A 26,072-nucleotide genomic window follows, 5' to 3' on the forward strand; every position below is an offset into this window, starting at 1 on the left:
CCGAGATGAGCAGGCGATCTTTGCCGATGCCGCACACATGCTGCGTTTTGGCAATGCAGAGGGCGTAACCCGTACACCCATCAAACCCGCTCAACTTCTCATCCCGCGCCGCCATGATGACAAGGCAAACGATCTGTGGACGGTTTTTAACACTGTGCAAGAAAACTGCTTAAAGGGCGGATTACGTGGCATGAGCCGTGATGCATGCGGCCGCCCGCGCCGTGTTAAATCCCGTGCTGTTAATGGCATCGATCAGGATATCAGGCTGAACAAAGCACTGTGGACGCTGTCGCAGAAGATGGCGGAGCTCAAAGCGTAAACGGTTTTGGCCGGATTAATCCGGCCAGACCATTTTTATTTAAAAGCCAGTGAGGTTGATAATTTTACGATCTCTATCCGCTGTTATTGGCGAACACCGATCGACGTTTATTGCGGCTTTTGTCGTTGCTTGACTGCGGCGATATAAGCCTCAATCTCTGTATCGGTGCTGAGAGTTCCATCGACCTTGAATGTTGTCGTCCATTCTGCAGGTGCGGACGCTTGTCTATATTCGGTTGCGTATTTTGGATCGAGCGGTACTGCGATCTTATAAAGATATTGGCCGACGCCAGAGACCAGACAGCGCACGCCGTCTTTATCGGTTCCGAGCAGTGAGCTGAATTCGGTGGATTTAAACGGCGCTTCTTCAAAGCGCTGATCGGCCCATTGCATACCGCCCTGGCTCCCAAGCGGTTTGCGCTTCCATTCCGTATAGGTGGATTTGCCGAAGTAGCGTTCCAGCGTTAGTGCAGTTTCACCATGATTGACTTGAACCATGATGGTGGTTCCGACGCTCGCCATCAGGGTTTTTAAAGCATCCTGCCCGTATTTTTCGGAGACCTGTGCTGCATCTTGAAGGCCTAATACGACGCAAACACCTTTGGAACGGCCGACTGTGACGAAAGTCTGGAATTGGTGAATATGTGGCAGTTGCGCCCATTCATCGAGAAAGAACCAGATCCGGCGCAGATCATTGTCATTGAGCGATTTGCTGTCAGTGACAGTGTTGATTGCAATGGCATAAAGCGCGGAAATCCATGCATCGGACAGCGCGGAGAACTGTCCATCATGGCGAATGATGACGGAGCCGAAACTTGTTTTGTCCTGCAGCCATTCACGGATGGAAAACAGTGTTTTACTCTCATAACTCGGCCAGGCAGCAGCAAGCATATTGAGCATGCCCATATGCGCTTCAAGCGTACCTCGCGTGGACATGAGCTGTCGGAAATCAGCTTCAAGAAACAGATTGGCACCGCGCCCGTATTTTAAGGCGGTGGCGAGAAGCGTGTCATTGTCCTTGCGGGTTTCTTCCAGCAGATCGGCCCAGGTCCATCGCTTCGGTTTGGTTGCCATCAGTTTGATAATGCAAACGGATAGGATCGCACGCGCACTATCGGAGAAAAAGCGGTTGCTTGATTCCGGCACAAGTCGATTGGCAAGCTCGATGGCTTCTTGAGAAACGACCAGATCGGCTGCGATATTCCAGACGGCTGAGCGGCAATCAGTTGGGGCAAGTAAGATCGGACTATGCTTCACCCCGTTCACAGCATTCTGCGGCACGATCTTTGTGTAATCGCCTTTCTGGCAGAAGATCAGCAGTTTGTCATTGCGCTTAACGGCTGCATGAATAAGCCTTGTCATGAGAATGGTTTTGCCGCCGCCAATCGCACCGATAATATTGAAATGCCGTGTTTCTCGGTTCAATGAAAGATGCCAGCCGTTGAACATATGCAAGCCCGGCACATCTGGGAATTTGCTGGATTTCTGTTCTATCCGCGCAGCAGCAAGCAAGTCTCGCATGGTGCCAACTGACAGACCGCTTAGCACTATGCGCGGTCTCATGCGCATAAAATGATACCAGAATATAGATGAAGCCAGCCCGACAAGCACAATCATCGGGGACGCAATAATGATCTGATAATTGAGCATTTTTGCCGGTGGAATGCCGCGGTGATCGGCAATCAAAGCAGCGCAATGCGATGGATAATGCGGCAGATAGCAGGACAAGCCCTCAGCAAATGAGAGCTGTGTCTGCGCTTGCGGCCAGTTGCGAAACAAATAGCCGAAGACAAAAGCGCCGATTGAAATAAGCGTGAGTGACGTACCGATAAACAGATACGCGCCCCACGGGGGAGCGGGTTCTTTTTCAATCATGGGCAAAGGCTTGTTTGCCGAGAGCCGTCATGTCGCGGACAAAAACTTCGTCGTGCAATTGCTGGGAAGCCATCACGAGGACGCCAAGCAAAAAGGCTTTATCGGCCTCACGCAGCCCCGCCTTGACGACGAGACCGCCCAGCTGGATTTTCTCATGTGCATCTTTGGAACGATCAGATTTTTTCAGCATCGACAATCTGCCTTTCTGTCGAAGGAGCCTGTTTTTAAGCCGCGACAGCTCACTGATTTGCATCGGCGCGAAATCGTGTAGCCAGTTCTCCAAAGGCATTTTTAAGATCAGATAACGGCACATCTGCTAGGCCTGCATCGATTGCGAGCGCACCGATATTCTGTGCCTGAATGGTCTTTGCGGCTTCAAGTTCGGCGTTGAGACGCTCAATTTCTGCCTTAATCTGCGAAACGGATTTGTTGGTTTTCAATCGTGCCATTACTGAGACTTCCTTTGTTTTGAAACAGTGGAGGCCTTGATTTTAGAGATAAACAATCGATTGTTCATTCCCTAGAAAATGGTGAAACATTGCAGAATAGAGCGCCGATAACCGAAGACAGCCCGCGTAACTCAAATGACGCTGTAGGGCTGGCGAAGGTCGGTCGTTAAGGTGCGCTCGATGCGCCCTAAACGACCATCTCGATCGTGCTTAGAAGCTAATGTAGCGGCGAGGGTTCCACCCGAACGTAAAGGTCACGGAAAAATCCACGTTTTCAGTACGAGAGTTTGTTGTCTGCGCTGTTGTCATTCGGCTGACGATCTTGTGCTCGGATCACGGCGAACCACCCTACTGGCGGCTTGCCTCTGTACCTTTGGTGGATGGGTGGCGCTCTGTACTATATCTTTCATTGCGGGCCGCCCCAGTGCACCAGTCCCGGAACCGTCGCGAGCGAAGCGAGCCCGGTTCGCTAAGGGCGCACTTAGCAGTTTTTTGCAAAACTGCATGGCTTTAAATTGGGGACGCTGTCTTGCGATACCGCGAAGCTTCGTGATCTCTTATTTTGCTTGCCATGGCGATCTATCATTTACGCGTTCAGGAGATCAGTGCAGCTAGGGGACAAAGTGCCGTTGCCGCGATCGCCTATCGTCGCGGTGCCACGATCCTGAATGAAGCGACAGGGGAATGGAAAGACTTCTCGAAGAAGTCTCACGTCGCTCACACAGAGTTTGCGATACCTCAGAATGCGCCACGGTGGATTGAAGAGTTGTTGTTACTCTCCGGTGATCAGCCATCACAAAAGTTCTGGTCGCAGGTCGAACATCTCAATGTGAGAGCGAATTCGCGTTATGCCAATGAAATTGAAATGGCATTGCCGCTGGAACTGAGCGTTAAGCAGAATATTGATTTGGTACGCGCTTTCGTTGCCGAGCGTTTGACATCACGTGGACTAGTTGCCGATTGGGCCTATCATGATGTGCCGAATAATCCGCATGTTCATATCATGGTCCAGACACGGCCGTTGACAGAGACTGGCTTTGGCAAGGTGTTGCAGCCGATCTTTGACGAGGGTGGGGAGGTCCGACGCGGTGAGGGCGGCAAGATCGACTATGCGCGCTTTGGAATCGGCAAGCCTGAATTAAAGGACATGCGCGTGGCCTGGGCAGATATCCAAAACCAGCATCTGGCGCTGCACGGCTTTGATGTCCTCGTTGATCATCGCTCATATGAGGAACAAGGGCTGGCGCTCATTCCAACAGAGCATGTCGGGGTTGCGGCCAACGTAATTCATGCAAGTGGGGGAACTTCGGACCGCGTTGAGCGCAACAAGCAAATTGCGGCACTCAACGCGCAATCAGTACTGGAGAACCCGGAACTGATCTTGCAGAAACTGACCACACAACACTCAGTGTTTACTGATAAGGATGTTGCGCGGGAGGTGTTTAGATATACCGACAGTCGCGAGGCGTTTCAGAGAGTGAAGCTGCGCATCGGTGCTTCAGAAAATCTGATTGCGATCTGTGCGCCGGTTTATGATCCGGTCACAGATAAGGAAGTCCGTCCAGCAATCTATACCACGCGTGCGGTGTTTGAGAATGAACACAGCATCATCGAGAGTGTCGGTAAACTTGACGAGAGCGACACATTCTATGTCTCTGAAAATCGCGTCAGCAAGGCGAGAACTGTCTGTGAACGTCAGGCCGGTTTAGCACTTTCCGATGAGCAGACTGCGGTAATCCGATACGCGACGGATCGTGCGGGAATTTCGGTGATTGTTGGTTATGCCGGGGCGGGTAAATCGACAGTTATGAATGTTGTTCGGCAAGCCTATGAAGCCAATGGCTCTCGGGTTTTTGGTGCAGCTCTGGCGGGTGTTGCTGTCGATGGTTTGAAGCAATCGAGCGGAATTAGCAGTCGAACCATTCGCTCCTGGGAGGTGAATTGGGCTCGAGGCAAACGGCTGCTGCAAAGCGGCGACGTGTTTGTGCTTGATGAAGCTGGCATGGTGTCCACAGATCAGATGCGGATGATCATTGAACATGTGCAGAAAGCCGATGCCAAGCTCATTCTTCTTGGCGATCATCGCCAATTACAACCCATTATGTCAGGGGCTGCGTTTCGTGGTATCGCGGATTATGTCGGCTATCGGGAACTGACCGGCATCATTCGTCAGCACAATGATCATCACCGTAATGCGTCTTTAATGCTCGCCAATGGCAAGGCCGAAGATGCGCTTTATGTCTATAATGCTCTTGGCAACATTGTTTATTCACGTGATGAAGCACAAGCCAAAACCTCGCTCATCAAGGAATGGTGCGAGAGCTGGCGGGCAGGCAATGATGCCCTTATTCTGAGCCATCGCAATGTGGACGTCGATGCATTGAACGTGCTTGCGCGGATGGAGCTTAAGTCCGAAGGGGCGCTGCAGAACGGGTTCGACGTTACGACCAGCAAGGGCCACAGGAGTTTTTCGATTGGTGAGAAGATCATTTGTCTCGAAGGAGATTTTGAAACCGGGTTGCGAAACGGCTCGACCGGCTTTATTGCGGATTATCAGTCCAAAACAGGCGTTTTGACGATTGAAACCGATAGTGGTTCAATCGTTGAATTCAGTACACAGCGCTACAATGCCATTGATTATGGTTACGCGCAGACCATTCATAAGTCGCAAGGCAAGACGGTCGGTCAGACATTTGTCTATGCATCGAAGACGATGGATGCACAGCTCACTTATGTTGCTCTGACCCGTCATCGTGACGATTTACGCATCTATGTGAATTTGGAAGAGTTTGGCGACAGGGCGGGTTTCTCCAAGGCACTCTCACGTGATCGGCAAAAGGACGTTACGTTTTTGCATCGTAACACGCAGGATTATGGCGATGCCTTACGTTCCTTCATGGAGCGGCGCGATATCGGAACAGATCAGGATTGGCGTTACGCACTTCAGAACATTGTCAGCCACTGGAAGAGGCGACTTGAGACGGTCGTGAGCCGCTTGCAATCTGTTGGACACAAACTGCTTCCTAAACAGCAATCGCAACGGGTACAACAGCCAACACAGGTGCCGGGTATTGTGAATGACCACCCTCTAACGTCGCCCTCCAATTCGCGTCGGCACCTGCCGCCAGTGGTTTCTGGTCGTCGCTATCCTGAGATGTCAGATCGTGTCCGACAGGTCGCAGCGCGGCTGCAGCAGAGCCTTGATCATGCCGAGCGTGTGGATAGCAAAAGTGCTCGGACGAGTGCCGCTTTGTCTTGCCGCAATGCCATCAATGACGGTCACGGTGCAGCCGATGTCAGGCAGTATTTGGAACAGCTACGCGAAGTGTTGCCGCCTGCGACTGTTGTCGCTGCTGGTGCTGAGTTTGATCCAGCGAAGCTTGCACTTGCCCTGTCGCAGTTCTCTGAGGTCGATTGGGCTAGGATCGAGCAGGATTGGCCAAAGCTGCATTATTTGTCGCGTGCAAGCATTTTTGTCAGCCAGGTTGAGATTGCCAGTGTTGTTCTCACTGACAGAAAAGAGGATCGGATTCTTGCCGATTATGAGAGGGACTGGGACCAATGGCATGTACCGGATAAGCCGCTGATACCGGCACTCACCGTCTTTAATCAGAGTGTGCCGGAAACCGTATCGCGTCTGGTTTTGGCTGATCCGGACGCCAAGCGTTTCGAACGCACGGTGCGACAGGACTTTGCCAAGTGCTTTGTCGATCATGGGAATGTTGCTGATCTTTTTATCAGCCACGTGCAACAGGGTGGCACAATTGGCAAGCATCTGGCTGACATGGAAATACGACCCCAGGATTTTGGAGAGTTATTAGGTAAGACATCAATCTTTGGCCGACCAAACGAAGCACGGCAGGCGGCTCTGGCTGGCTTGCGATTTGTCTCAAGTTCGCTTGACGATTACGCGCGATGTTACACTACTCTCACAGCCAACCTGACCCGACAGGAAGAGGCTTTCCGCGACAAGATGCAAACGCCGATTGCTGATTTGTCGGCGAGGACGAAAAGGTTCATCAGCAAATTGCATGATCATCAGACCGACATGGCGAAGTTGCTCAACAGTGACGATTGCCGAAAAGCGCGGATGGAAATTAGCGGGCTTCTGACTGAAATCAACGAGCGATTTGGCGCGTTTAAAGCCAGTCCCACCGAAAGCGAGCGGTTTAACCGTATGGTTGCAACCCTTGATCCTGTAGTGGCAGAGCATGTGACCACTCTGTTACAACAGGTTCAGGCCAGCGATAGTCGGGCAAATTGGCAATTGCGAGCAATGAGCCTGCATCAGAATATTACCCAGTCATTGGATGGCGGGCATGATCTTTAAGGCAGGCTTCTTCATCGTGCAAAAGGCGATAAAACCCCACTATTGCTGGCTTTTCGTGGCTTTTCATGCTAGGGTCAATCTCGAGAGGAGATATGTGGATGAGTGTTTTTGCCTCTCGGCCAGATAGGTCTGCAGAAGCAGTAGCCAAGGGAAAACGCGCAGCTGATCAGGCCCGTGCAATAGATGGGCTGGCTATGTGCATGACTATTTCCCGGAAGAGGCGAAAGTAGGTTATGTGGCTGGCGATATCACGCGCGACAAGTATTATCACCGTGTTGCGCGTCAGCCAAAGTAGGTTGATGTTATAAGAGATTGAATGAGCCGAAGGATGCTCGCCATTTAACATTTAAGAGGAAACATTATGGCTCACGCCCTCAAGCAAAATACCCCGGCAATCACTGCGGAAGAAATGGAGCGCCGTCGCAAGATCGTTCGCCGTGCGTTTCGTTCAAACGCAATGGAAGGACTTCGTCCGAACCAAGCATGCCAGCCGGTGTTTGATGCGTACATTGCTGGTGAGATTGAAGTTGACGAGCTAGGTTTGAGGATCGATGCCATTCTTGGCCGACATTAATGCCATTTACTCTTGCTGACGGTATTACTTTAAAAAATTTATTAAGCGCCACAAGTTTTGAGCAGCTTGAACAAGCAGAACATCCAAAGCTCGCACAACGTCTGATCGAACTGTATGAGGGGATTGGCCCCCAGGCAACATTCGACATATCCTATCTTCAAGCCATGTATTTATCATCGTTGACCCCCGTCTCTCAGCCCGAGTCGTTTTGACGCACGTCACGTCACCACATTCTTCCGATCCCAGGCTTCAAGTTCGTTGGCGGAATAGAGAACTGACTTGCCCACTTTCTCGAAGGCGGGACCGATCCTCATAGATCGTCAGTTTCGAAGCGTACCAACTGAAATCGTGCCGCGGTAGCGCTCTGTGACCTCCTCTGGTGTGAAATATTTCTGATCGGTCATGTTGGGTAGCCTCAGATAACGTTGTGACCCGCACATGAAAGACTTGATCACGATCGTTATGGGCGGAGCTACTTGTCGTAGTAGAAGGGTGTGTTGGTCCCGGATATAAAACGGCGGATTTGGTGTCCCGGTGCATCCTTTAGGGACTGGATTCAAAATCCAGTTCCGAGAGGGGTGCCGGTTCGACCCCGGCCGCCCGCACCATCAAATTTCTATCGGAGGCTAACGGTTTCGGCTGAGTATTGCCCCTCCGAAGGTGGCGCACGTTCGAAACGTTGACTCGCACATGCCCACGATCCTCAGAACTTAGGGTCAAGCAATACCCGATCACTTTCAATCCAGGCATCTACTGTGCTTTTCATTCCGCGAAAGTGATTGATAGCGTCTAGCCGGTAGGACGTGGCAAGAGGCCGTTGAGAACAAGATCAATGTGGGCCTCGATGATGGCTGCGTCGTCGAATGTTCGCCGATCCGCGAACATCAGGCGTAGCACCGTCGTCTGAAGGATTGGGCTCACCACTACCTCGGCCATGATTGCTGCAGGCGCCCAACGAAACTCTCCTGACGACATCCCTTGGCTGATTAGGGCGCCTACGGCGTCCAGCATGGGTGCAATGAACTCGTCGTGGTGCCGGTCAACGATCTCCGGGAAGCGCGCTCCTTCCGCCAATGACAGACGCAGCAATTCCCGCATCTTTCTGTCGCTTCCGACTGTCGTGTAGGTAAGGCGCAACAAGGCGCGCAAGCGATCGGAACAGGACCCTTCCAGCATCGCAACCGAAGCGCGAAGATCGGCGAACGGTGCCGACATGTGCCGGATCATCGCTTCGAAGAGTGTGTCCTTGGTCGGGAAGTAGAGATAGATTGTACCCTTGGTGACGCTCAGGCGGGCGGCCACGTCTTCCAGGCGCGTCGCGGTATAGCCATTTGCGGTGAATTCTTCGAACGCGGCCTCCAGTATCTCCTGGGGTCGTCGCGCCTTCTGTTCCGCGCGCGTGATTTTTCTTCCGGTTTTTCCGATCATTTTTTCTGCCCTCTTGTGTCGTGGGTTCGCGTGCTCGAATTCATTGACTAACCCGATAGTCAGTGATATTAGCTCACCGTTCTCATAATTGCAAATCGGTAACGACGCCCATGCACCTCTTCCGATCAATCGTATTTTCTTTTGCCTCGCTCGCACTGGCCAGCCAAGGCGCCAGGGCTGAAGACCGTACGGCTCCGCCTCTGCAAGTGCGCGCCTTTATCGTCTCGCAGACACGTTACCAGCCAAGCGCTGAAATTACCGGCGAGGTGAAGGCTCGGATACAGACCAGTCTCTCGTTCCGTACGGAGGGGAAGGTCATCGAACGCTGCGCGGACATAGGATCGCATGTGTCCAAGGGGGCCGTGCTCGCGCGCATCGATAACTCCGAGCAGAAGGCGGATGTAAGCATAGCTCGGGCTGGGCTCGATTCGGCGAAGGCGACGATCGAGCAGAAAACTTTAGCTTTCAAGCGGTACGAGGCGCTGTTGCGAACGCGCGCAATCTCGCGCTCGACCTACGATCAGGCGCAAAGCGAAATGCTGACCGCACAAGCCTCCCTGCAATCGGCCGAAGCGTCACTCGCAACCGCGCTCGACACCTTGTCCTATACGGAACTCAAGGCCGACGCGGATGGGGTCATCACCGCCCGCAACATCGAAGTCGGGCAAGTCGTTTCCGCCGCGCAGGCGGCCTTTACGCTCGCTCACGACGGCCCGCGAGAGGCTGTTTTCAACGTCTTCGAGTCCTTCTTCCTGGATGGTCGGCCGTTAACTGAAATCGATGTCGCGCCGGTCGGCGACCGGACGCGCAATGCGCTGACAACGATCAGGGAAATTTCTCCGACCATAGACACGAAAGCCGGAACGATCCGGGTGAAGGTCGCGCTTCCGCACGACGCACAGTGGCCTCTGGGCACTCCTGTGGTCGGGGAATTCCGTTCTCCGCCGCAGGAGGGCTTCATCCTGCCGTCAAGCGCCATGACATCGGCCGGGGGCGAACCCGCTGTATGGGTCATAGACACAAAAAATCACTCCGCTTCGATCCGCAAAATCACCGTGTCCCGCTACCGGACCGGCGACGTCGTCGTAACCGGCGGGATCGGTTCCAGCGATCTTGTCGTCACGCAGGGTGGAAAGTTTCTCGAAGACGGCCGAGCGGTGGCTTGGGAGCTCAACTAATATGACACGCCTTTCAATATTTGCCACCGCGCCGGTGGTGTTATTCGCCGGGACCGCGCTCGGACTGACTTTTGTTTTGATTGCCGACAACCAGACGGTCCAAGCGAGCCCTGAAATCGCGCCGCGCCTAGTCAAGTCGGTCGTCGTCAAGACCGAGCCGCCGGTGGTAACGAGCTTCGCCGGCGTTGTGCAGGCGCGAATCGAAACCGATCTGGCCTTTCGGACCTTGGGCCGAGTTATCTCGCGCAAGGTCGAGGTTGGCGATTTGGTTCACAACGGAGACGTTCTGGCCGAAATCGACCCCCTCGCTCTCCAACTCGTCGTAACAGGCTTTGAGGCGGACCTGCGCAATGCACAGGCACAGCTTCAGTACGCCGACGTCACGGAAAAGCGTAAGCAGACGCTTGCCACCACCAATGCCGGAAGTGTCGCCGATCTGGAGCTGGCCCGACAGGGTCTGAAGTCGGCACAGGCCGGCGTCGCCAAAGCACAGGCCAGTCTCGATAAAGCTCGCGAGCAACTCGGCTACGCGCAGTTGAAAGCCGAGTTCGACGGTGTCGTGACAGCCACATCGGCTGAAATCGGGCAGGTTGTCACGGCCGGTCAATCCGTCATCAAGGTGGCGCAGCTCGGACAACGCGACGTGGTAGTCGATGTTCCGGAGACCCTGCTTGGTGCGATGCGCCTGGGAACGCGGTTCGACATCGCTCTCCAGCTCGACAACACGCTCCGCACTCCCGGCATTCTGCGCGAGATTGCACCCGAGGCCGATAGCGACACCCGTACCTACCGCCTGAAGATCGCCGTTGAAGACGCTCCCGAAGTGTTTCGGCTCGGGTCGGTCGTGACAGCGTCCGCAGTAAGCGCCCGTCTGGAAAGCGTAATTTTGCTTCCCTCTTCAGCAGTCCTGGCGAAGGACGGTGCCAACAGCGTCTGGGTCATCGATCCGGCGAAGCAAACTATTTCCTCGCGGCCAGTTCATCTCGATCTCCAGCGCGCAGATACCTCGGACGTTCGGGTCCTGTCGGGCTTGCGGGAGGGCGAAGATGTTGTCGTCGCCGGTGTAAACGAACTCTGGGACGGACAGAAGGTCAAATCTGAAAAGGAACCGCGCCCGTGAAAAAATTCAACCTCTCGGACTGGGCGCTCGAGCATAGCTCCCTCATCTGGTACTTCATGATCGCCTTCTCTCTCGCGGGCATTTTTGCCTACATGAATCTGGGCCGTGAAGAAGATCCCTCCTTCACCATCAAGACGATGGTGATCCAGGCCCAGTGGCCGGGCGCCTCCGCGGAAGAGGTGACTAAGCAGGTCACCGACCGTATCGAAAAGAAGCTGCAGGAGCTCGACAATCTCGATCATACACGCAGCCTCACCACCGCAGGTCAGACCGTGATCTTCGTCGACCTGTTGCCGGAGACCAAGGCGCGCGACGTCACCCCCACATGGTCGCGTGTGCGTGACATGGTCGCCGACATCCAGGGCACTTTGCCATCCGGCGTGGTCGGCCCGTTTTTCAACGACCAGTTTGGCGATGTTTACGGCAATATCTTCGCCTTCTCGGCGGACGGATTGAGCCAAAGGCATTTGCGCGACCTCGTGGAAGATGCCCGTACGAAAATCCTCACGGTCCCGAATGTTGGCAAAATCGATATCGTCGGTGCACAGGACGAGGTGATCTATCTCGAATTCTCCACCCGCAAGATGGCCGCTCTCGGCATCAGCCGTTCCGAAATCGTCTCAACACTTCAGGCCCAGAACGCAGTTACCCAATCCGGCTTCGTCGAGGCCGGGCCAGAACGTGTTGCCCTGCGTGTCGGTGGCAGCTTCGTCTCCGAGGAAACCCTGCAGGCGATCAATCTGCGCGTCAACGACCGGTTCTTTCCGCTGACGGATATCGCCACGATCACGCGCGACTATGCGGATCCGCCGACCTCCCTGTTCCGCTTCAGCGGCAAGCCGGCGATTGCTCTTGCAGTCGGCATGAAGGCGGGCGGCAACCTCCTGGAATTTGGTGAAGCGCTCGAAAAGACGGTGCATCTGATCGCTCAGGAACTTCCGGCCGGCGCATCCGTGAAACGGGTGTCTGATCAGCCAGCCGTTGTGGACGAGGCCGTGTCGGGCTTCACGCACGCTTTGTTCGAGGCGGTCGCCATCGTGCTTGTCATCAGCTTCATCAGCCTTGGTTGGAGAGCCGGGCTGGTGGTGGCGATCTCCATCCCGCTCGTCCTCGCCATCACCTTCCTGGTGATGCTTTACACGGGGATTTCGCTTCAGCGCATCTCGCTTGGGGCGCTGATTATCGCCCTTGGCCTTCTGGTCGATGACGCCATGATCGCCACCGAAATGATGGTGGCGCGGCTGGAGGTAGGTGACAGCCTGAGAAAGGCCGCGACCTACGTCTACACCTCGACGGCCTTTCCCATGCTCACCGGCACGCTCGTCACCGTGGCGGGTTTCATACCCGTGGCGTTCAACAAGAGCAGCGCCGGTGAGTTCGTCTTCACCCTGTTCGTCGTCATTGCGGTATCGCTTGTCGTTTCCTGGATTGTTGCGGTCCTGTTCACGCCGCTTCTCGGCGTGACGATCCTGCCGAAAACGATGAAGAAACATGCCGAGCACAAGGGATGGTTTGCCAGAGCCTTCTCGCGCATGCTCCTGTTCTGCCTGCGGTGGCGCTGGCTGACAATCGCAGCGACCATGCTTGCCTTCGCCGGCTCACTCGGCGGCATGTCGCTGGTGCAGCAGCAATTCTTTCCGAGTTCCGATCGGCCCGAGCTGATAGTCGATTGGAATCTTCCGCAAAACAGTTCCATCGCCGAGACAGATCGCCAGATGGCTCAGTTCGAACGTGAGAAACTTGCCGACAATCCCGATATCGATCACTGGTCGACCTATGTGGGAACCGGTGCGCCGCGGTTCATTCTATCGTTCGACGTTCAGCCGTCGACCGTCTCCTTCGGGCAGACTGTCATCGTGACCAAAAACCTCGAGGCCCGCGACAAGCTCAGGCAGGATTTGCAGGCCTATCTGCAAAAAACCTTCCCAGGCACCGACGCCAATGTGAAACTTCTCGATATCGGGCCGCCGGTCGGCAAGCCGGTTCAGTATCGTGTATCCGGTCCGGACATCCAGACTGTCCGCGACGTTGCGCAGAAACTGGGCCTTATCGTCAGCTCGGATGCGCGTCTTAGTAATCTCGCCTTCGACTGGAACGAACCGGCTCGGGTCGTTAAGATCGACGTGCTTCAGGATAAGGCCCGTCAACTCGGCGTGTCCTCAGAGGATATCGCCTCGGCACTGAATGGCGTTGTCGAAGGCGAGACGGTCACCAAGGTCAGGGACGACATCTATCTGGTGGACGTCATTGGCCGAGCCGAAGCCAGGGAGCGCGGATCGATCGACACGCTGCTCAACCTGCAGCTCGCAGGCAGCAGCGGCCAGACCATCCCGCTGTCATCCGTCGCTAGGTTCCGTTACGAACTTGAACAACCAACGATCTGGCGGCGCGACCGGGTTCCGACCATCACGCTCAAGGCTGCGGTCACAGACGCGACCCAGCCGGCTACCATCGTGACAGCTCTGGCCGACAAGGTCGAATCCTTCACGAAAAATTTGCCTACGGGATATTCCGTCGAGGTTGGTGGATCCGTCGAGCAAAGCGGCGAGGCCACCGGTCCCATTGTCGCCGTCGCACCGCTGATGCTCTTCGCCATGGCCACGCTTCTGATGATCCAGCTCCAAAGCTTCCATCGGATGTTCTTGGTCTTCTCGGTTGCCCCGCTGGCACTCATCGGCGTCGTCGCGGCGCTGCTTCTCAGTAACGCGCCGCTCGGTTTCGTTGCGCTGCTGGGCGTGTTGGCCCTCATCGGGATACTGATCCGAAATTCCGTCATCCTGATCGTGCAGATCGAGGAGTTGCGAAGTGCCGGAGTGCCGCCATGGAAAGCCGTGGTGGAAGCGACCGAGCATCGCATGCGGCCGATCATGCTGACCGCGGCCGCAGCCACCTTGGCGCTTATTCCGATTTCCCGGGAGATATTCTGGGGTCCGATGGCCTATGCCATGATGGGTGGCATCATCGTGGGAACGGTTCTGACGCTGCTCTTCCTGCCCGCTCTCTACGTCACTTGGTTCAGAATACCGCGTGAGAGCGAACAGGAGTCTACCCAATGAACCGGATTATATCGGCGAAAATCTACCATGGGGCGCTGAGTGTCGAGGTTGGTTGTCAGGACAAGGAGGCGGCGACCTTTTCCGATGTTCGACCGCGATCTGCCGCAGGACCGATCCCGCTCGGCCGGTTACGCCACTTTATGCCAAACTGTGGTACAGCCCAACCGACGCCACCTCAGCGGAACGTCTAGGCGGATGAGCCGCCCTTGAAATGCTCCAGGATAGTCACGGCATGGGTCGCTGTCCTGCTGCGGTCGCAATGAACACCCTATTACGCCCGAGTGCCTTCGCTTCATAGAGCGCGGCGTCAGCCCGCATCAGCAGCTCGCGAAAATCCTTCGCACCCGCCGGAAAGGTGGCGATACCGATACTGATGGTGACGTGCCGGTCGAGGCCGGAATGCGAAACGGCTGCCACGGCCTCGCGGAAGCGCTCCGCCATCGCCATCGCCCCCGGCGGCGCCTCGGGGCAGAGCAGTGCGAACTCCTCACCGCCATAGCGGAATAGCTCGTCCGCCTCGCGCTTGGTGCGCATGATCGTATCCGCCACCTTCCGGATGACCTTGTCACCCTGCGGGTGCCCATGCCGGTCATTGATCGCCTTGAAGTGGTCGATGTCGATCATCATCAGGCTGACCGACAGCTCCGCTCGCAAGGCGGCCTGCACCATTGCAGGTCCTTTCGTCTCGAACCGTCCCCTATCCTGCACTCCGGTCAGGGCGTCCCTGCCGATCCGCTCGACCAGCTTTTCGTAGCGGTGACGATAGGTCAGCCGATCGAAAACATCGACGGCGTCGTGCAGGAGAGTACGAATGGCGCTTGTCTCGACGAAGCGCAAATAGAGTGTCAGCATGAGGCTGAAAAATCCGGCGGCGGCGATCTTGGCGATCCAGCCACCGTACAATGCCGAGAGCGGGACGCCGGACAAGAGATGAAGCCCCGCATAGAAGAAGATCTGATCGAAGCTCAGCACGATTGCCAGACTCAGGAATATCTGGCCCGGAACCGTGTTGGTGATCAGCGCGCCGATCCGCTCGTAGACGACGACCAGGGCAATCAGATCGACGAAAAGCAGTACGGTGCCCCAGATCATCAGGAACCCGATCTGGTCGAGAAAGCGAAGGTCCGGATTGTAGCCCGGCAGACTTGCGGGTTCGCTGTAGATGCGCAGGATCATCGCCAGCACCACCATCAGGATGTTGCCGATCAACAGCCCGTAAGCGGGCTGGCGCATGCTCTCGGCATCTTCCTTTATGTAGAGCAGCAGAAAGAAGGCGAGCTTGCCCGTGAACATCACCGTCGAGCCCGGCGAGATTAGCCCGAAAGGTAGCTCGATGAAGAAGACTGCCGCTAGGTAGGTCTCGAGGAAATGCATCGCGCCGAGAACGCAATAGAAGACCCCGATCCCGATCGCCGTCCTGAAATAAAAGATGGCCGCCATGGCGATGAAGTAAATGGCTGCTTGCACCTGCAGGACTAGAAAACCTGTCATATCGTCAATCACCCCCTAATCTTGATCCGTACTCAGTTTCCTCCTGCTGCTGTCCTGGCCGTGTCGTTCAAGCGACCGTGCCTCTATCCGCGAAAGCCCCCATCGCACAGGAACGCGGCTTCCTCCCGCATTGTCTCGCGCCCAAGCATCGGGTTGCGCTGCGGAAATCGTCCGAAACGGCGGATGATGCCGCGATGACCTTCGGCATGGGAAAGCCACGGTTCGCCAAGCTTTGTATTATGCGTCACTGAAGCGCCCGCCGGCACATCACCATCGGCGCCGAACTCGCCAATGGTGCGATCCCATTAGGTTATGTTCTCGAAAGAAGTCTCTCCGGCTTTCGCCGTGGCCTCCCAGACCTCGATCGGCACCCGTACGGAGTTGCGCGCATGATCGGAGGAGAACGCAGGCTGATTATCCATGTCGAGCAGACGCAAAGCGGGCAATGAGTTCAGAGCAGATGGTTCTATGATGAGGTAGTTGGACATGGGCACTCCGCAGTTCCATTCGTTAGTGGTCGGGCAGGGAGACCTTTGCCAGCTCAGCGAGTTGCCCTTGGTCAATGCCGAGCGAGTGATCGTAACGTGCGGCTTTGTCGTCGACATTCGAATACCGCAATCATTGTTCGGAGATAACCCGTCCAGCCAGCGTAAATGGACTTGAGATCGTGGCTCCGGCTGCGTTGAAGACATAGGCGCCGGTCTTCTGTAGAGATCCGAGCATGTCTGCACCGTCCCTCAGGCGTTGACCTTCCATCGCGGTGAAATAGACAAAGCGATCGTGTTTGGACGGATCACTTGCATTAACGGATGAGATATCGATAACTCGTACGTTAACTTGTCGCGCCGCTTCCTGAAGTTTGGGATCGGTTACATCGACCGCACCAACCCGTGGGCGGTTGCCTGCCAGTCGTCTCGAAACGTCAAGGGCGCGATCATCTGTCGACACAAAGAGTGTCAGCGGTGGCTCAAGGGGGCCGACCACGTCTAGTTGCCTGCGAAATACGTCAATGTCGATGTCAGGTGCGGCGAGAGCTACTTCAAGTCTTGCAATCACCTCGTTTTGTCCTTGTAAGCGAAGTTGACGCAAGGTCTCCATAACCAACCACCCACCCATGCTGTGGCCGATCACGCCGATTTTTCGGCTTGTTGGAACGGTGCTGAGGACGTTGAGAACGTGTGCCAGATCATCTCGGGCATACATAACGGCATCGCGGTCGGCAATATAGCCGGCAACTGCTGCATCCGACGGCCAGGAAAACAGAATTGGAGTCGTCACACCTTTGACATCTGCGCCCAATTGCACGACGCGAAACACTGCCTCTTGAAGGCTGTAATTGTAGCCATGCACGAAGACACCTGTAAGGCCTGTTCCCTTCGAATGCTCCGCAACGCGAAGCTTGAATGCAGCCTCGTCCAGTCGTTGGCGCTGCACAACAACGAAACTAGCCGCAGGGTCATGTGATCGAGATCGAGACCACTCGATGCGTCCCGGCTGGTGACCTGGGGGGACAGAGACGGTCAGCTCTTCATAGCGTAGGGCTGCCCGACCACTGCCATACCCGATCTGCTCCGGGCCATCCGGTGCCCGGTCGGTGGCAACGAGAACGTTGACCAATCTTGCTCCCGGTGTCGTGGCCGACACAGGAACAAGGGTTTCTGCCCCTGGTCTCGTAGTGCAGCCTGCAAGTATAAATAACATAATAAGTATTATTGTAAAATAATAACTCTTTCCAATAGGGTGGGTGTTAACAAAATTCACCGTATACACTCCTCGGGAGCGCGCGCAATCGCATGCGGTCTCAGTAATAACTATTGCGTTATGTTGTGTTCACATAAGCTTTGGAAGCCAGACGCTCGAGAATGCAAGGACTATCAGGACAAAGATAGTCGTTATGACGAGTGCGCTACGCATGGACCGTTCATCCTTGACAGTACTCTTTCTTTGGGCGAGATCGCTCATAGGGGATCACCTCGCGATGGTCGGAGGCATGGACCCCCGATCGGGGGTCTCATCGCGTGAGCCGGCTCCACGCACAAGGCGTTTGAACGCCTCAAGCAGATCGTCGACGAAGGTGAAGATGACAGGGATGACGATCAGGCTGAGAAGCGTCGACATCATCACTCCGCCGATCACCACGATCGCCATCGGCTGGCGGAAGCTCGAGTCGCCACCCACGAGGCTGAGCGCGACCGGAAGCATGCCTGCCGCCATTGCTATGGTAGTCATGACAATGGGCTGCGCGCGCTTGTGACAGGCGTCGATGAGAGCATCGAACCTGGACATCCCCTGGCGGCGCGACATGATCGCGTATTCGACGAGAAGGATGGAGTTCTTCGTCACCACGCCCATGAGCATCAGCAGTCCAATGACGACCGACATCGAGAAGGCGGTTCCGGTGACAACAAGCGGTAGCAGCGCGCCGCCGAGCGAGAGCGGGAGCGCCATCAGGATGGTGAAGGGCTGCAGGAAGTCATGAAAGAGCAGCACGAGAACCGCATAGATACAGAACACCCCGATCGCCATTGCGATAGCAAAACTTTGCATCATCTCTGAACTGCGCTGGAGTTCGCCTTGCTCCACGATGGTCACTCCCGCCGGTAGGTTCTGGAGAGCCGACAACGCGCGTGCTTCGCGATTGACATCGCCCAGAATTCGGCCATTGAGCTCGACGGAAAGAGTGACGTTGCGCATGCGGTCGATGCGGTCGATCTGGGAAGGACTGCCGCTGATACGAATGTCGGCAATCGATCCGAGATCGACGCTGCCGTTCGTTCCCACCACCCTGATGTTCCTGATATCGTCGAGGCTCGTGCGTGTTTCTGGAGCGAACCGAACGACGATCGGAACTTGTCGCTGTTGCAGATTAAGCTTTGCCAGCGCGGAAGAGTAGTCGCCGCCTGTTGCCACGCGCACTGCCTCGGCGACTGCGTTCGATGTCACCCCAAGGGCTGCTGCGCGTGCGAAATCGGGAGTTATCTGAATCTCGGGGGCCTGCCTCGATGCGGAAGACGTCACCGCTCCGATACCGCTGAGTGTCCGGAGTTGCTCCTCAAGCGCCGTGCTTACACCATCAAGGAGAGTGGAATCGTCACTGGCAAGCGTAATGTCGAGCTTCGTCCCTGTGGCGCCGCCACCAATCTCTACCCTTATGCCGGGGAGAACGGAGAGTGCCCGCCGGATGTCGTTTTCGATCTCCGATTGCTTGCGACCCCGGTCTTCGATGGGTGTCAGGGAGACGACGAGCGTGGCGCTGCCGACGTTGCTCGTGGTGGAAGCATCGGGACCACCACCCGAGGATGCCGAACCGACTGACGAGAACACATGCGTGACGTCGTCGAGCTTGCCGATGATATCCGCCGCCTTGCTGGCCGATGCCTCTGTCTGTTCGATGGTAACGCCGGGCTGCAGAGTAAGTGTAACCTGCGTGCGCGCATCGTCGGAAGCAGGCAGGAAGCCCGATTTCAGAAATGGGATGGTGGAAAGCGAAAGCCCGACTACGGCCGCCGTCAGGAAGACCGTAGTCTTTCTGTGCCTAAGAGCCGCCTTTGCAGTGGCCATATAGGCGCGCATGATACGGCCATCCTTCTCCTCTGTCGGCGGTTGGGCTTTCATGAAATAGGCGGCCATCATCGGTGTCAGCAGACGCGCGACGACAAGCGAGGCGAGGACCGCAACGGCTGCGGTGACGCCAAACTGACGGAAGAGAAGTCCCGGTATACCGCTCATAAAGGCTGTCGGCAAAAAGACTGCAACCAGCGTGAATGTGGTGGCAATGACCGCCAGACCGATTTCGTTGGCCGCTTCGAGCGCGGCATCGACCGGTTTTTTGCCCATCTTGAGATGGCGGGCGATATTCTCGATCTCGACTATGGCGTCGTCGACGAGGATGCCGACCACCAGCGAGAGCGCAAGCAGCGTCACGATATTCAGGCTAAAGCCGGCCAGATACATGGCGAGGAAAGTCGGGATGACCGACAGCGGTAGCGCCACGGCCGACAGGATCGTCGCGCGCCAATCCCGAAGGAAGAGCCAGACGACAACAATTGCAAGGACCCCACCCTCGAACAGCATGTGCATCGAGCCGTTGTAGTTATCGATGATTGGCCCGACGGTGCTGTAGGCCTCATCGATCTGCACATTGGTATGCGCGGCCGCGAACTGCTTCATCGCCGCCTCGACATTGGCGGCAACGCCCGTGTCCGAGAAACCGTTCGAACGCTTGATTTCGACGGCAATGACCGGCTGTCCGTCGAAATATGCCATCGAGGACCGGTCCGCATAACTGTCCTTGATGGTTGCGACATCGTCGAGACGAACTTGCTGGCCGTTGGCCAGGGGAATTCGGAGCCCTTGGAGGTCTTCGACCGAAGACACGGCGCCCAACGTGCGCAGCGTCTGACGGTTGCCGCCGACTTCACCACGTCCCCCCGACGTATCCGTCTGAACCGACTTCAACTGTGCAGACACCGTGGCTGCCGTAACGCCCAGCGACGCCATCGTTGCCGGATCGAGGTCGACATGGATTTCACGGTCGATACCGCCTACGCGACTGACCTGTCCCACTCCGGGCACCGACAGGAGTGCCTTGGTCATGTCGTTGTCGACAAACCAGGATAGCTCCGTTTCGTTGAGGTGGGTCGAACGGATGGCATAGGTCACCAACGCAGCGCTCTGCACGGTGACCTTGGTGACGCTCGGCGACTGCATCTGCGCCGGCAGATCGGCCTTCGCGCTGTCCACCGCATTGCGAACCTCGTTCAGGGCTTCTTCGCTGTCTTTTTCCAGCTTGAAGGAGACCCTGATTGAAACGCTCCCGTCAGTCACCGTCGTGGTGATGTGGTCAAGACGGCTCAGCGAGGCGAGATTGTCCTCGATGACGCGGGCAACCTCGGTCTCGAGCTGCGTCGGCGCCGCACCATCGAGCGTGGCGACCACGCTGATGGTCGGAAGATCCATATCGGGAAAGTTCTGGACCGGCAGATATTTAAAGGCCAGAAGCCCGCCGACGGTGAGCATCGCAAACAGCAGTATCGCCGGTACGGGATTGTGGATGGACCAGGCGGAGAAGTTCATCAGCCTTCCTCCCCGATATTTACAAGCGCATTGTCGGACAGGAACGCTCCGCCCGAAGTCACGACCTGCGATAGCTGGTCTACACCGGAGACGATCTCGACTTCGCCGTTGTTGCGGCGGCCCGTCTCCACGCGAACCCTTTGCGCGCGCTTGTCCTGGTCGACCACGAAGACGTAGTTGATCCCGTCGCGGAACACGATTGCCGTCTCGGGAACAGTAAGGGCAGGAGTGGTCTGGAGTTCGATATTGCCGGTCACATAAAGCCCGACGCGCGGACGAACGTCCGTTGGGAGGGCGACGTAGACGATGGCGCGGCCGGTGCCGGTGCTGACCGAGGGGGCTACGAGCCTCACCTTACCCTGAATGAGTTGGCTATCCGGCCCGGTGATGCCGACGCTCAATCCTTCTGAGATGCGCGGAAGATAGCGCGCCGAAACTTCCGCCTGCCACTCGACACGCTGCTGGCGAACCAGGCGGAACAGTTCGGTGCCAGAGGCGACGACAGTGCCGAGGTCGGCAGAGCGCGAGGTTATCACCCCGTCGTCAACGGCCGTAATGGTCGTCTGTCCGAGCTTGATCTTCTGGCTTTCGAGGGCGGCTTCCTCTGATTCGAGGCTTGCCTTCGCTGTCTCCTCGGTGGTCAGCCGCTCGATGATATTCTGATTGGAAAGCGCACCCGACGGGCGCAGTTGCCGCGCCCGGTCGGCATCTGCCGCAGCCTTTGCCAGATTTGCCTTGGCGGTCCTGACCGCTGCTTCCTGCTTGCGGAGGTCGGCTAGCACGCTGTCCTGCGAGAGTTGGACGAGCGTCTGTCCTTTTTTCACGACTGAGCCGACATCGACCAGAACGTCGGTAATGCGAAGGCCGCTCGTTTCGGAGGCGATGATCGCTTCTTGCCATGGTTTCAGCCAGCCGCTCGCGGGGGCCGTTTCCGGCCACTCCCGCTGCGCCGGCATCGCCAGGGAGACGGTGAGGGCAGGCGCCTCGGGCTGATCCGCGGCAACGCTGCGAAATGGAAGTAGTATGAGCGCCGCCCCGAAAAGGGCGGCAAGTGGGATGGCCGGTTTTCTCAACGATACAATCCTAGGTCAAGTCATCGGTGCATTCTCCCCACACCGCTCGGGTTGGACGGGTCCATTCGACCAACCGCGCAGATGCCGGTCGGGGCGCTCCTGCCTTTGACCGAAAGCACCGCATTCTCAGATAGCCGGACGAACGTTAAGTGCGGTCAAGTTAGTGTTAAGTTGGGTAAAATTCGGTCACGCTGCCACATTTATGCTGTATGACTGCAGGGATGAATGACGGACGAGACAAATGAACAAGGTTCTCCTCATCGACGACGATGTCGAACTGACCACGCTTCTGCAGGAGTACCTGACCGAAGAAGGATATGATGTCGCGACGGACACGGACGGACGCGCGGCCATTGCCGCCGCCGCTGGTAACTCCGTGGACATAATCGTGCTCGACATCATGATGCCCCGGATGAGCGGGATTGAAGTTCTGCAAAGGATAAGAAAGCTTAGCCAGATCCCTGTGTTAATGTTGACCGCAAGAGGCGATGACGTCGATCGGATATCGGGCTTGAATCTCGGTGCTGATGACTATGTGCCAAAGCCCTGCTCGCCGGGAGAGCTTGCTGCCAGATTGCGCGCGATCCTTCGTCGGGCGGGTCAACCCACAAGCGGCCCGTCCAACGACGCCGTGAAGGCCGGGCGGCTTGTGATTCATGCAGGCAGCAGAGCCGCCGAGTGGGAAGGACGGCCTTTGGAACTCACGGGCACGGAGTTCAGTCTGCTCGAAGTGCTTGCCCGCAGCGCCGGCCAGCTCGTGGCGAAGCAGGACATTTCCAAACGAGCCTTTGGAAAGCCATTGACCCCGTTCGATCGCCGTATCGACGTCCATATCAGCAGCGTCCGGCAGAAGCTCGGGCTAAGGGCAGATGGGCAATCATGGATCCAATCTGTCCGTGGTCAGGGCTATCAACTTCTTCTGGACTGATCATGCCCCGGCTGTTTTGGAAATTTTTTACGATAATCTGGCTGGCGCTTGCGGCGACCGTCGGGGTCATTATCCTGATCGTCAATTTCTCGCAAACGGAACCCTTTGCTCAGGAACTTGAACAGCAAAGGCGGGAGATGGTCTTGAATCTGACCGCGACCGTGCTTCGAAATGACGGGGAGGATGCTGCCCGACAGTTCGTGACTGCAAGCGAGGAAACGCTGCCGCTTGGCCTGGCAATGTCAAAGGCCGCTGAGCCCGGTGTCTGCGCAGAAATGAATGCGGGCGAGACGAGAGTGATCCTGAAAGATGGGAGTTGTTATTGGGTCTCCGTGCCGAGACAAGCGAGTTTCATCCTCGGCTACCTTGCTCTGGGGATGCCTTGGCTCGCTGTATTGGTTTCGAGCGCGATAGCTGCGGCAGCACTTGCAAGATACCTCATTCGCCCCGTCGTACACCTTCGCGACGGCTTGAGCGCGCTTGCCCATGGCCGTTTCAATGTTCGTATCGGCGACAAGATGGCCGGCCGAAAGGACGAGGTGACCGCACTTGCACATGACTTCGATGCCACGGCGACGAGGCTACAGGAACTTCAGGATGCACAACAGCAGTTGTTCCACGACGTATCACATGAACTTCGATCGCCCCTGTCCCGTTTGCAGGCCGCCGTCGGTGTTCTCCGGCAAAGCCCGGCAAAACTCGATGTCATGCTGGACCGGATGGATCGGGAGGTCGAACGGCTAGACGATCTGGTGGGCGAAATCCTGACGCTGGCGAGGCTGACTGCCGACTCCGGCAGGCCACTCAACACGCAGTCGCTTGATGTGATCGACCTCCTGAACGAAATTCTGAGTGATGCAGCATTCGAAGCGCAGGCGCGCGGGGTTACCATCACAGCGAATGTCGACGGCAAATTCCTGGCCGACGTCGAGGGCGAACTGATCTACAGGGCGCTCGAAAACATCGTCCGCAACGCCGTTAAGTACACGGCCGAGCTTTCGGAAATAACAGTTGATTGCGAGGCATCTGCGGAGCGCCTCAAGGTCTGTATTTCGGACCAGGGGCCGGGTGTCAGGCAAGACGAACTCGAACGAATTTTTCAGCCATTCTCCCGCGGACAGGATGCAGGTCCCCAAGGTGGATATGGTCTTGGCCTTGCGATCGCCAGGCAGGCGATCGAACGACATGGTGGGCGTGTCCACGCATCGCTGCCGGATGCCGGCGGCCTGGCGATCACGCTCGAGATCCCCAAAAACGGCGTAACGCTCGACTGACGGTCGAACCCACTCCGCTGTCTTTGAGCACAGGGCCGCAGGAAGGTTCGTGGCGCTGCGGTCACGATCAATGGGCAGCCTCGAACTTTTACCCAACTTTACATCACCTTTACCGCGATTAACGCTGATGTCGCTAAATTCCGAGCCTGCGAATTCGGTTCGGAAGATTGTGGATGACCTTCAGATTTCAGTTATCAAGAAAATTTCCGCAAGCAGTACTTTGCGTGATCCTGTCCTCGTTGGTCGCCGCTTGCGCGAGCGTCCCATTAAAGCAGGGAGCGTCGCTCGCCTCGTATGAGGGAATGAGGGCATCCGGGGGAATGCTGGTCGATGCGAGATTGCGCGTGGATTCGGCTGCGATCCTAAGCGCAAAGACGGTACGCATTGTGCCGACGACGCAGCAGATAGGCGGCGCCGCTTTTGAAGCAACGGATCTGGCGCTCGTTACCAACGCCATCGACCGCGCGCTGTGCATAGGCCTCAGCGATCGCTTCAAGGTCGTAGCTTCAAACCAGCCGGCGGATCTCACGGTTCATGCCAAGGTCACCGGTATCGTCGCGACCAACCGGACGGCGGCGGCAACCTCTACCGTCGCGTCCCTGGGCGCATCGGCGGTGCTCCCCGTTCCAATTCCCAGGCTTCCTATCGGTCTCGGCGGGCTCTCAGTAGAAGCCGAGGCAATCGGCCATGATGGATCGCAAAGAGCGGCGATGCTCTGGTCGCGCGGCGCGAACATGATCACCAACAAGGCTCGAGTTTCAGAGGTTGGAGATGCTTACACCTTGTCAGCCGGATTTGGTGCCGACTTCACCCGCATGCTGGTCACCGGTCAAGATCCCTTCAAAGGGGTGGCGATACCGTCGATGCAAAAAATCAGTGCGTCGTTCGGCGGTAGTCCCAAATACGAAGCGTGCAAAGCTTTCGGTGCAGCTCCGGGTATCAAAGGCATGGCAGCCAACCAGCTCGGCCTGCCACCGGCCTGGACCGACAAGGGTGCGGCGCCCACCCAGTAGAAACCGCCTAACCGCAAACAAGAGATAACGGTGCGTCCAAAAGAATAGCATCAGTTTCGCTAAATATTCTCCGACCACTCAAAAAAGATGGAATCTGGAAAATGAAAGTAAATCTTCGCCTTATAGCTGCGTGTGTCGGCGTCATCGCATCACGCCCCACGTTTGCTGCGGAAGAACAAGCTTTTCTGTCTCCGCAGCAAGTTGTGGCTACTCTTGCAGATGGGCATCCCTGGTCCGCCAAGGCGCCGGACGGCAAGACTCTCAAGGTCACCCTGATGAAGGACGGGACCGGCAGCATGCGCGGCCCGATGCCGTTCACCCTGTCCGTCACATGGGCGGTCAAGGGCGAAACAGTGTGCTTTTCCGGCAAGATGGGCACGAAGTGCCTTCGGTTTCGCGAGGCTGCCGGAGGGCTTCAGGGTTGGGATGGCGACAAGCCGGATCTGAAATTCAGTCGCTAGGGATCGGGCAGATCGTCCGTTTAAGCCGCCTTGGGTGGACCAGAAACTCTGTCGAAATTCTCGGAAGCATCAGCTCCGCCGTGTGCCAGGCTGGAAAAATTGAGGTAATCTCCATGAACAATCTGAAGTTGCTCATCGCTGCGTCATTTATGCTTGCAGGTCCATCGATCGCCCTGGCGCAAGTCCCTCTACCTATTCCGTTGGGACCGCCACTACTGTTACCGCCTGGCCCGCCGCCGCCCCCACCGCAACCCGACTACTCGCGACGATACGATTCAAGATACGACCCAAGACACCTATGACTGGTGCGCAAACCGGTATCGCACGTGCAGCGCTTATGACAATACCTTCCAGCCGTCTCAGGGTCCGCGCAGGCTATGCCATTCCCCTTTCGACTAATTCGGCAGAAGCATAAGCAAATCCCCGGA

The 26,072-nt window shown here is 56.5% G+C and carries 21 protein-coding genes and 1 pseudogene; 12 read left to right on the plus strand and 10 right to left on the minus strand.

What is annotated here, in order from left to right:
• Positions 1 to 319, plus strand: a 319-nt coding sequence (locus QSJ70_RS25755) for a DUF932 domain-containing protein (RefSeq protein ID WP_285540881.1), incomplete at its 5' end; no start/stop codon positions are given.
• 107 nt (positions 320 to 426) lie between these two features.
• Here QSJ70_RS25755 and QSJ70_RS25760 read toward each other — a convergent pair.
• The 3 genes from QSJ70_RS25760 to QSJ70_RS25770 are packed head-to-tail and all read right to left on the minus strand — an operon-like array spanning position 427 to position 2,642.
• Complete coding sequence (locus QSJ70_RS25760; RefSeq protein WP_285540882.1) at positions 427 to 2,193, minus strand: type IV secretion system DNA-binding domain-containing protein; 1,767 nt, start codon at positions 2,191 to 2,193, stop codon at positions 427 to 429.
• Complete coding sequence (gene traD / locus QSJ70_RS25765; RefSeq protein WP_285540883.1) at positions 2,186 to 2,383, minus strand: conjugal transfer protein TraD; 198 nt, start codon at positions 2,381 to 2,383, stop codon at positions 2,186 to 2,188. Before traD ends, QSJ70_RS25760 begins: the two co-directional genes overlap by 8 nt.
• Before the next feature lie 49 nt (positions 2,384 to 2,432).
• Entirely contained in the window at positions 2,433 to 2,642 is a 210-nt protein-coding gene (locus QSJ70_RS25770; RefSeq protein ID WP_215780744.1) for a TraC family protein, read from the minus strand.
• 571 nt (positions 2,643 to 3,213) lie between these two features.
• On the opposite strand from QSJ70_RS25770, the gene traA reads away from it, so the two are divergent.
• The 3 genes from traA (at position 3,214) to QSJ70_RS25790 (ending at position 7,758) form a co-directional block, all read left to right on the plus strand.
• A complete protein-coding gene (gene traA / locus QSJ70_RS25775) occupies positions 3,214 to 6,972 on the plus strand; it encodes a Ti-type conjugative transfer relaxase TraA (RefSeq protein WP_285540884.1) in 3,759 nt (1,252 codons plus the stop codon).
• 361 nt (positions 6,973 to 7,333) lie between these two features.
• Complete coding sequence (locus QSJ70_RS25785) at positions 7,334 to 7,546, plus strand: antitoxin VbhA family protein (protein ID WP_285540885.1); 213 nt, start codon at positions 7,334 to 7,336, stop codon at positions 7,544 to 7,546.
• On the plus strand, positions 7,546 to 7,758 hold the full coding sequence (locus QSJ70_RS25790) for a hypothetical protein (protein ID WP_285540886.1): 213 nt from the start codon (positions 7,546 to 7,548) through the stop codon (positions 7,756 to 7,758). The genes QSJ70_RS25785 and QSJ70_RS25790 overlap by 1 nt, the downstream gene beginning before the upstream one ends.
• A 577-nt stretch (positions 7,759 to 8,335) precedes the next feature.
• Here the strand turns inward: QSJ70_RS25790 and QSJ70_RS25800 are convergent.
• Positions 8,336 to 8,974, minus strand: a complete 639-nt coding sequence (locus QSJ70_RS25800; RefSeq protein ID WP_285540887.1) for a TetR/AcrR family transcriptional regulator — start codon at positions 8,972 to 8,974, stop codon at positions 8,336 to 8,338.
• Positions 8,975 to 9,084: 110 nt separating this feature from the next.
• Here QSJ70_RS25800 and QSJ70_RS25805 point away from each other — a divergent pair, with 110 nt between their 5' ends.
• From QSJ70_RS25805 to QSJ70_RS25815, 3 genes are read left to right on the plus strand one after another with little or no spacing between them, the layout of a single operon-like run.
• Positions 9,085 to 10,152 carry an efflux RND transporter periplasmic adaptor subunit gene (locus QSJ70_RS25805; RefSeq protein WP_285540888.1) on the plus strand — a complete coding sequence of 356 codons (1,068 nt, stop codon included), beginning with the start codon at positions 9,085 to 9,087 and terminating at the stop codon, positions 10,150 to 10,152.
• A 1-nt stretch (position 10,153) separates the two neighbouring features.
• Positions 10,154 to 11,272 carry an efflux RND transporter periplasmic adaptor subunit gene (locus tag QSJ70_RS25810; protein ID WP_285540889.1) on the plus strand — a complete coding sequence of 373 codons (1,119 nt, stop codon included), beginning with the start codon at positions 10,154 to 10,156 and terminating at the stop codon, positions 11,270 to 11,272.
• Positions 11,269 to 14,328, plus strand: a complete 3,060-nt coding sequence (locus tag QSJ70_RS25815) for an efflux RND transporter permease subunit (RefSeq protein WP_285540890.1) — start codon at positions 11,269 to 11,271, stop codon at positions 14,326 to 14,328. Before QSJ70_RS25810 ends, QSJ70_RS25815 begins: the two co-directional genes overlap by 4 nt.
• 225 nt (positions 14,329 to 14,553) lie before the next feature.
• On the opposite strand, the gene QSJ70_RS25820 is transcribed toward QSJ70_RS25815, so the two are convergent.
• The 6 genes from QSJ70_RS25820 to QSJ70_RS25845 form a co-directional block, all read right to left on the minus strand.
• A complete protein-coding gene (locus tag QSJ70_RS25820; RefSeq protein WP_285540891.1) occupies positions 14,554 to 15,819 on the minus strand; it encodes a GGDEF domain-containing protein in 1,266 nt (421 codons plus the stop codon).
• Positions 15,820 to 15,902: 83 nt separating this feature from the next.
• The gene (locus QSJ70_RS25825; protein WP_502871725.1) at positions 15,903 to 16,067 is read right to left on the minus strand and encodes a DUF924 family protein; all 165 of its coding nucleotides are present in this window, start codon (positions 16,065 to 16,067) and stop codon (positions 15,903 to 15,905) included.
• A gap of 57 nt (positions 16,068 to 16,124) precedes the next feature.
• The gene (locus QSJ70_RS25830; RefSeq protein WP_285540892.1) at positions 16,125 to 16,307 is read right to left on the minus strand and encodes a hypothetical protein; all 183 of its coding nucleotides are present in this window, start codon (positions 16,305 to 16,307) and stop codon (positions 16,125 to 16,127) included.
• Positions 16,308 to 16,437: 130 nt separating this feature from the next.
• Positions 16,438 to 17,436: an alpha/beta hydrolase gene (locus tag QSJ70_RS25835; protein WP_285540893.1), complete on the minus strand. Its 999-nt coding sequence runs from the start codon at positions 17,434 to 17,436 to the stop codon at positions 16,438 to 16,440.
• Positions 17,437 to 17,787: 351 nt separating this feature from the next.
• Entirely contained in the window at positions 17,788 to 20,895 is a 3,108-nt protein-coding gene (locus QSJ70_RS25840; protein ID WP_285540894.1) for an efflux RND transporter permease subunit, read from the minus strand.
• Positions 20,895 to 21,968 (minus strand): efflux RND transporter periplasmic adaptor subunit, encoded by a 1,074-nt coding sequence (locus tag QSJ70_RS25845; protein ID WP_285540895.1) that lies wholly within the window; start codon positions 21,966 to 21,968, stop codon positions 20,895 to 20,897. Before QSJ70_RS25845 ends, QSJ70_RS25840 begins: the two co-directional genes overlap by 1 nt.
• A gap of 241 nt (positions 21,969 to 22,209) precedes the next feature.
• On the opposite strand from QSJ70_RS25845, the gene QSJ70_RS25850 reads away from it, so the two are divergent.
• From QSJ70_RS25850 to QSJ70_RS25870, 5 genes and pseudogenes are all read left to right on the plus strand, one after another.
• The gene (locus QSJ70_RS25850; RefSeq protein ID WP_285540896.1) at positions 22,210 to 22,896 is read left to right on the plus strand and encodes a response regulator; all 687 of its coding nucleotides are present in this window, start codon (positions 22,210 to 22,212) and stop codon (positions 22,894 to 22,896) included.
• Positions 22,897 to 22,898: 2 nt separating this feature from the next.
• On the plus strand, positions 22,899 to 24,170 hold the full coding sequence (locus QSJ70_RS25855) for a HAMP domain-containing sensor histidine kinase (RefSeq protein ID WP_285540897.1): 1,272 nt from the start codon (positions 22,899 to 22,901) through the stop codon (positions 24,168 to 24,170).
• A 173-nt stretch (positions 24,171 to 24,343) separates the two neighbouring features.
• Positions 24,344 to 25,183, plus strand: coding sequence for a DUF3313 domain-containing protein (locus QSJ70_RS25860; protein WP_285540898.1), 840 nt, complete (start codon positions 24,344 to 24,346; stop codon positions 25,181 to 25,183).
• A gap of 101 nt (positions 25,184 to 25,284) precedes the next feature.
• On the plus strand, positions 25,285 to 25,644 hold the full coding sequence (locus tag QSJ70_RS25865) for a hypothetical protein (protein ID WP_285540899.1): 360 nt from the start codon (positions 25,285 to 25,287) through the stop codon (positions 25,642 to 25,644).
• Between the two features lie 303 nt (positions 25,645 to 25,947).
• Positions 25,948 to 26,043, plus strand: a pseudogene (locus tag QSJ70_RS25870) (BA14K family protein); the annotation flags it as partial.
• Positions 26,044 to 26,072: the final 29 nt, after the last annotated feature.

Source organism: Brucella sp. NBRC 12950, from assembly GCF_030268145.1.
Classification (GTDB): domain Bacteria; phylum Pseudomonadota; class Alphaproteobacteria; order Rhizobiales; family Rhizobiaceae; genus Brucella.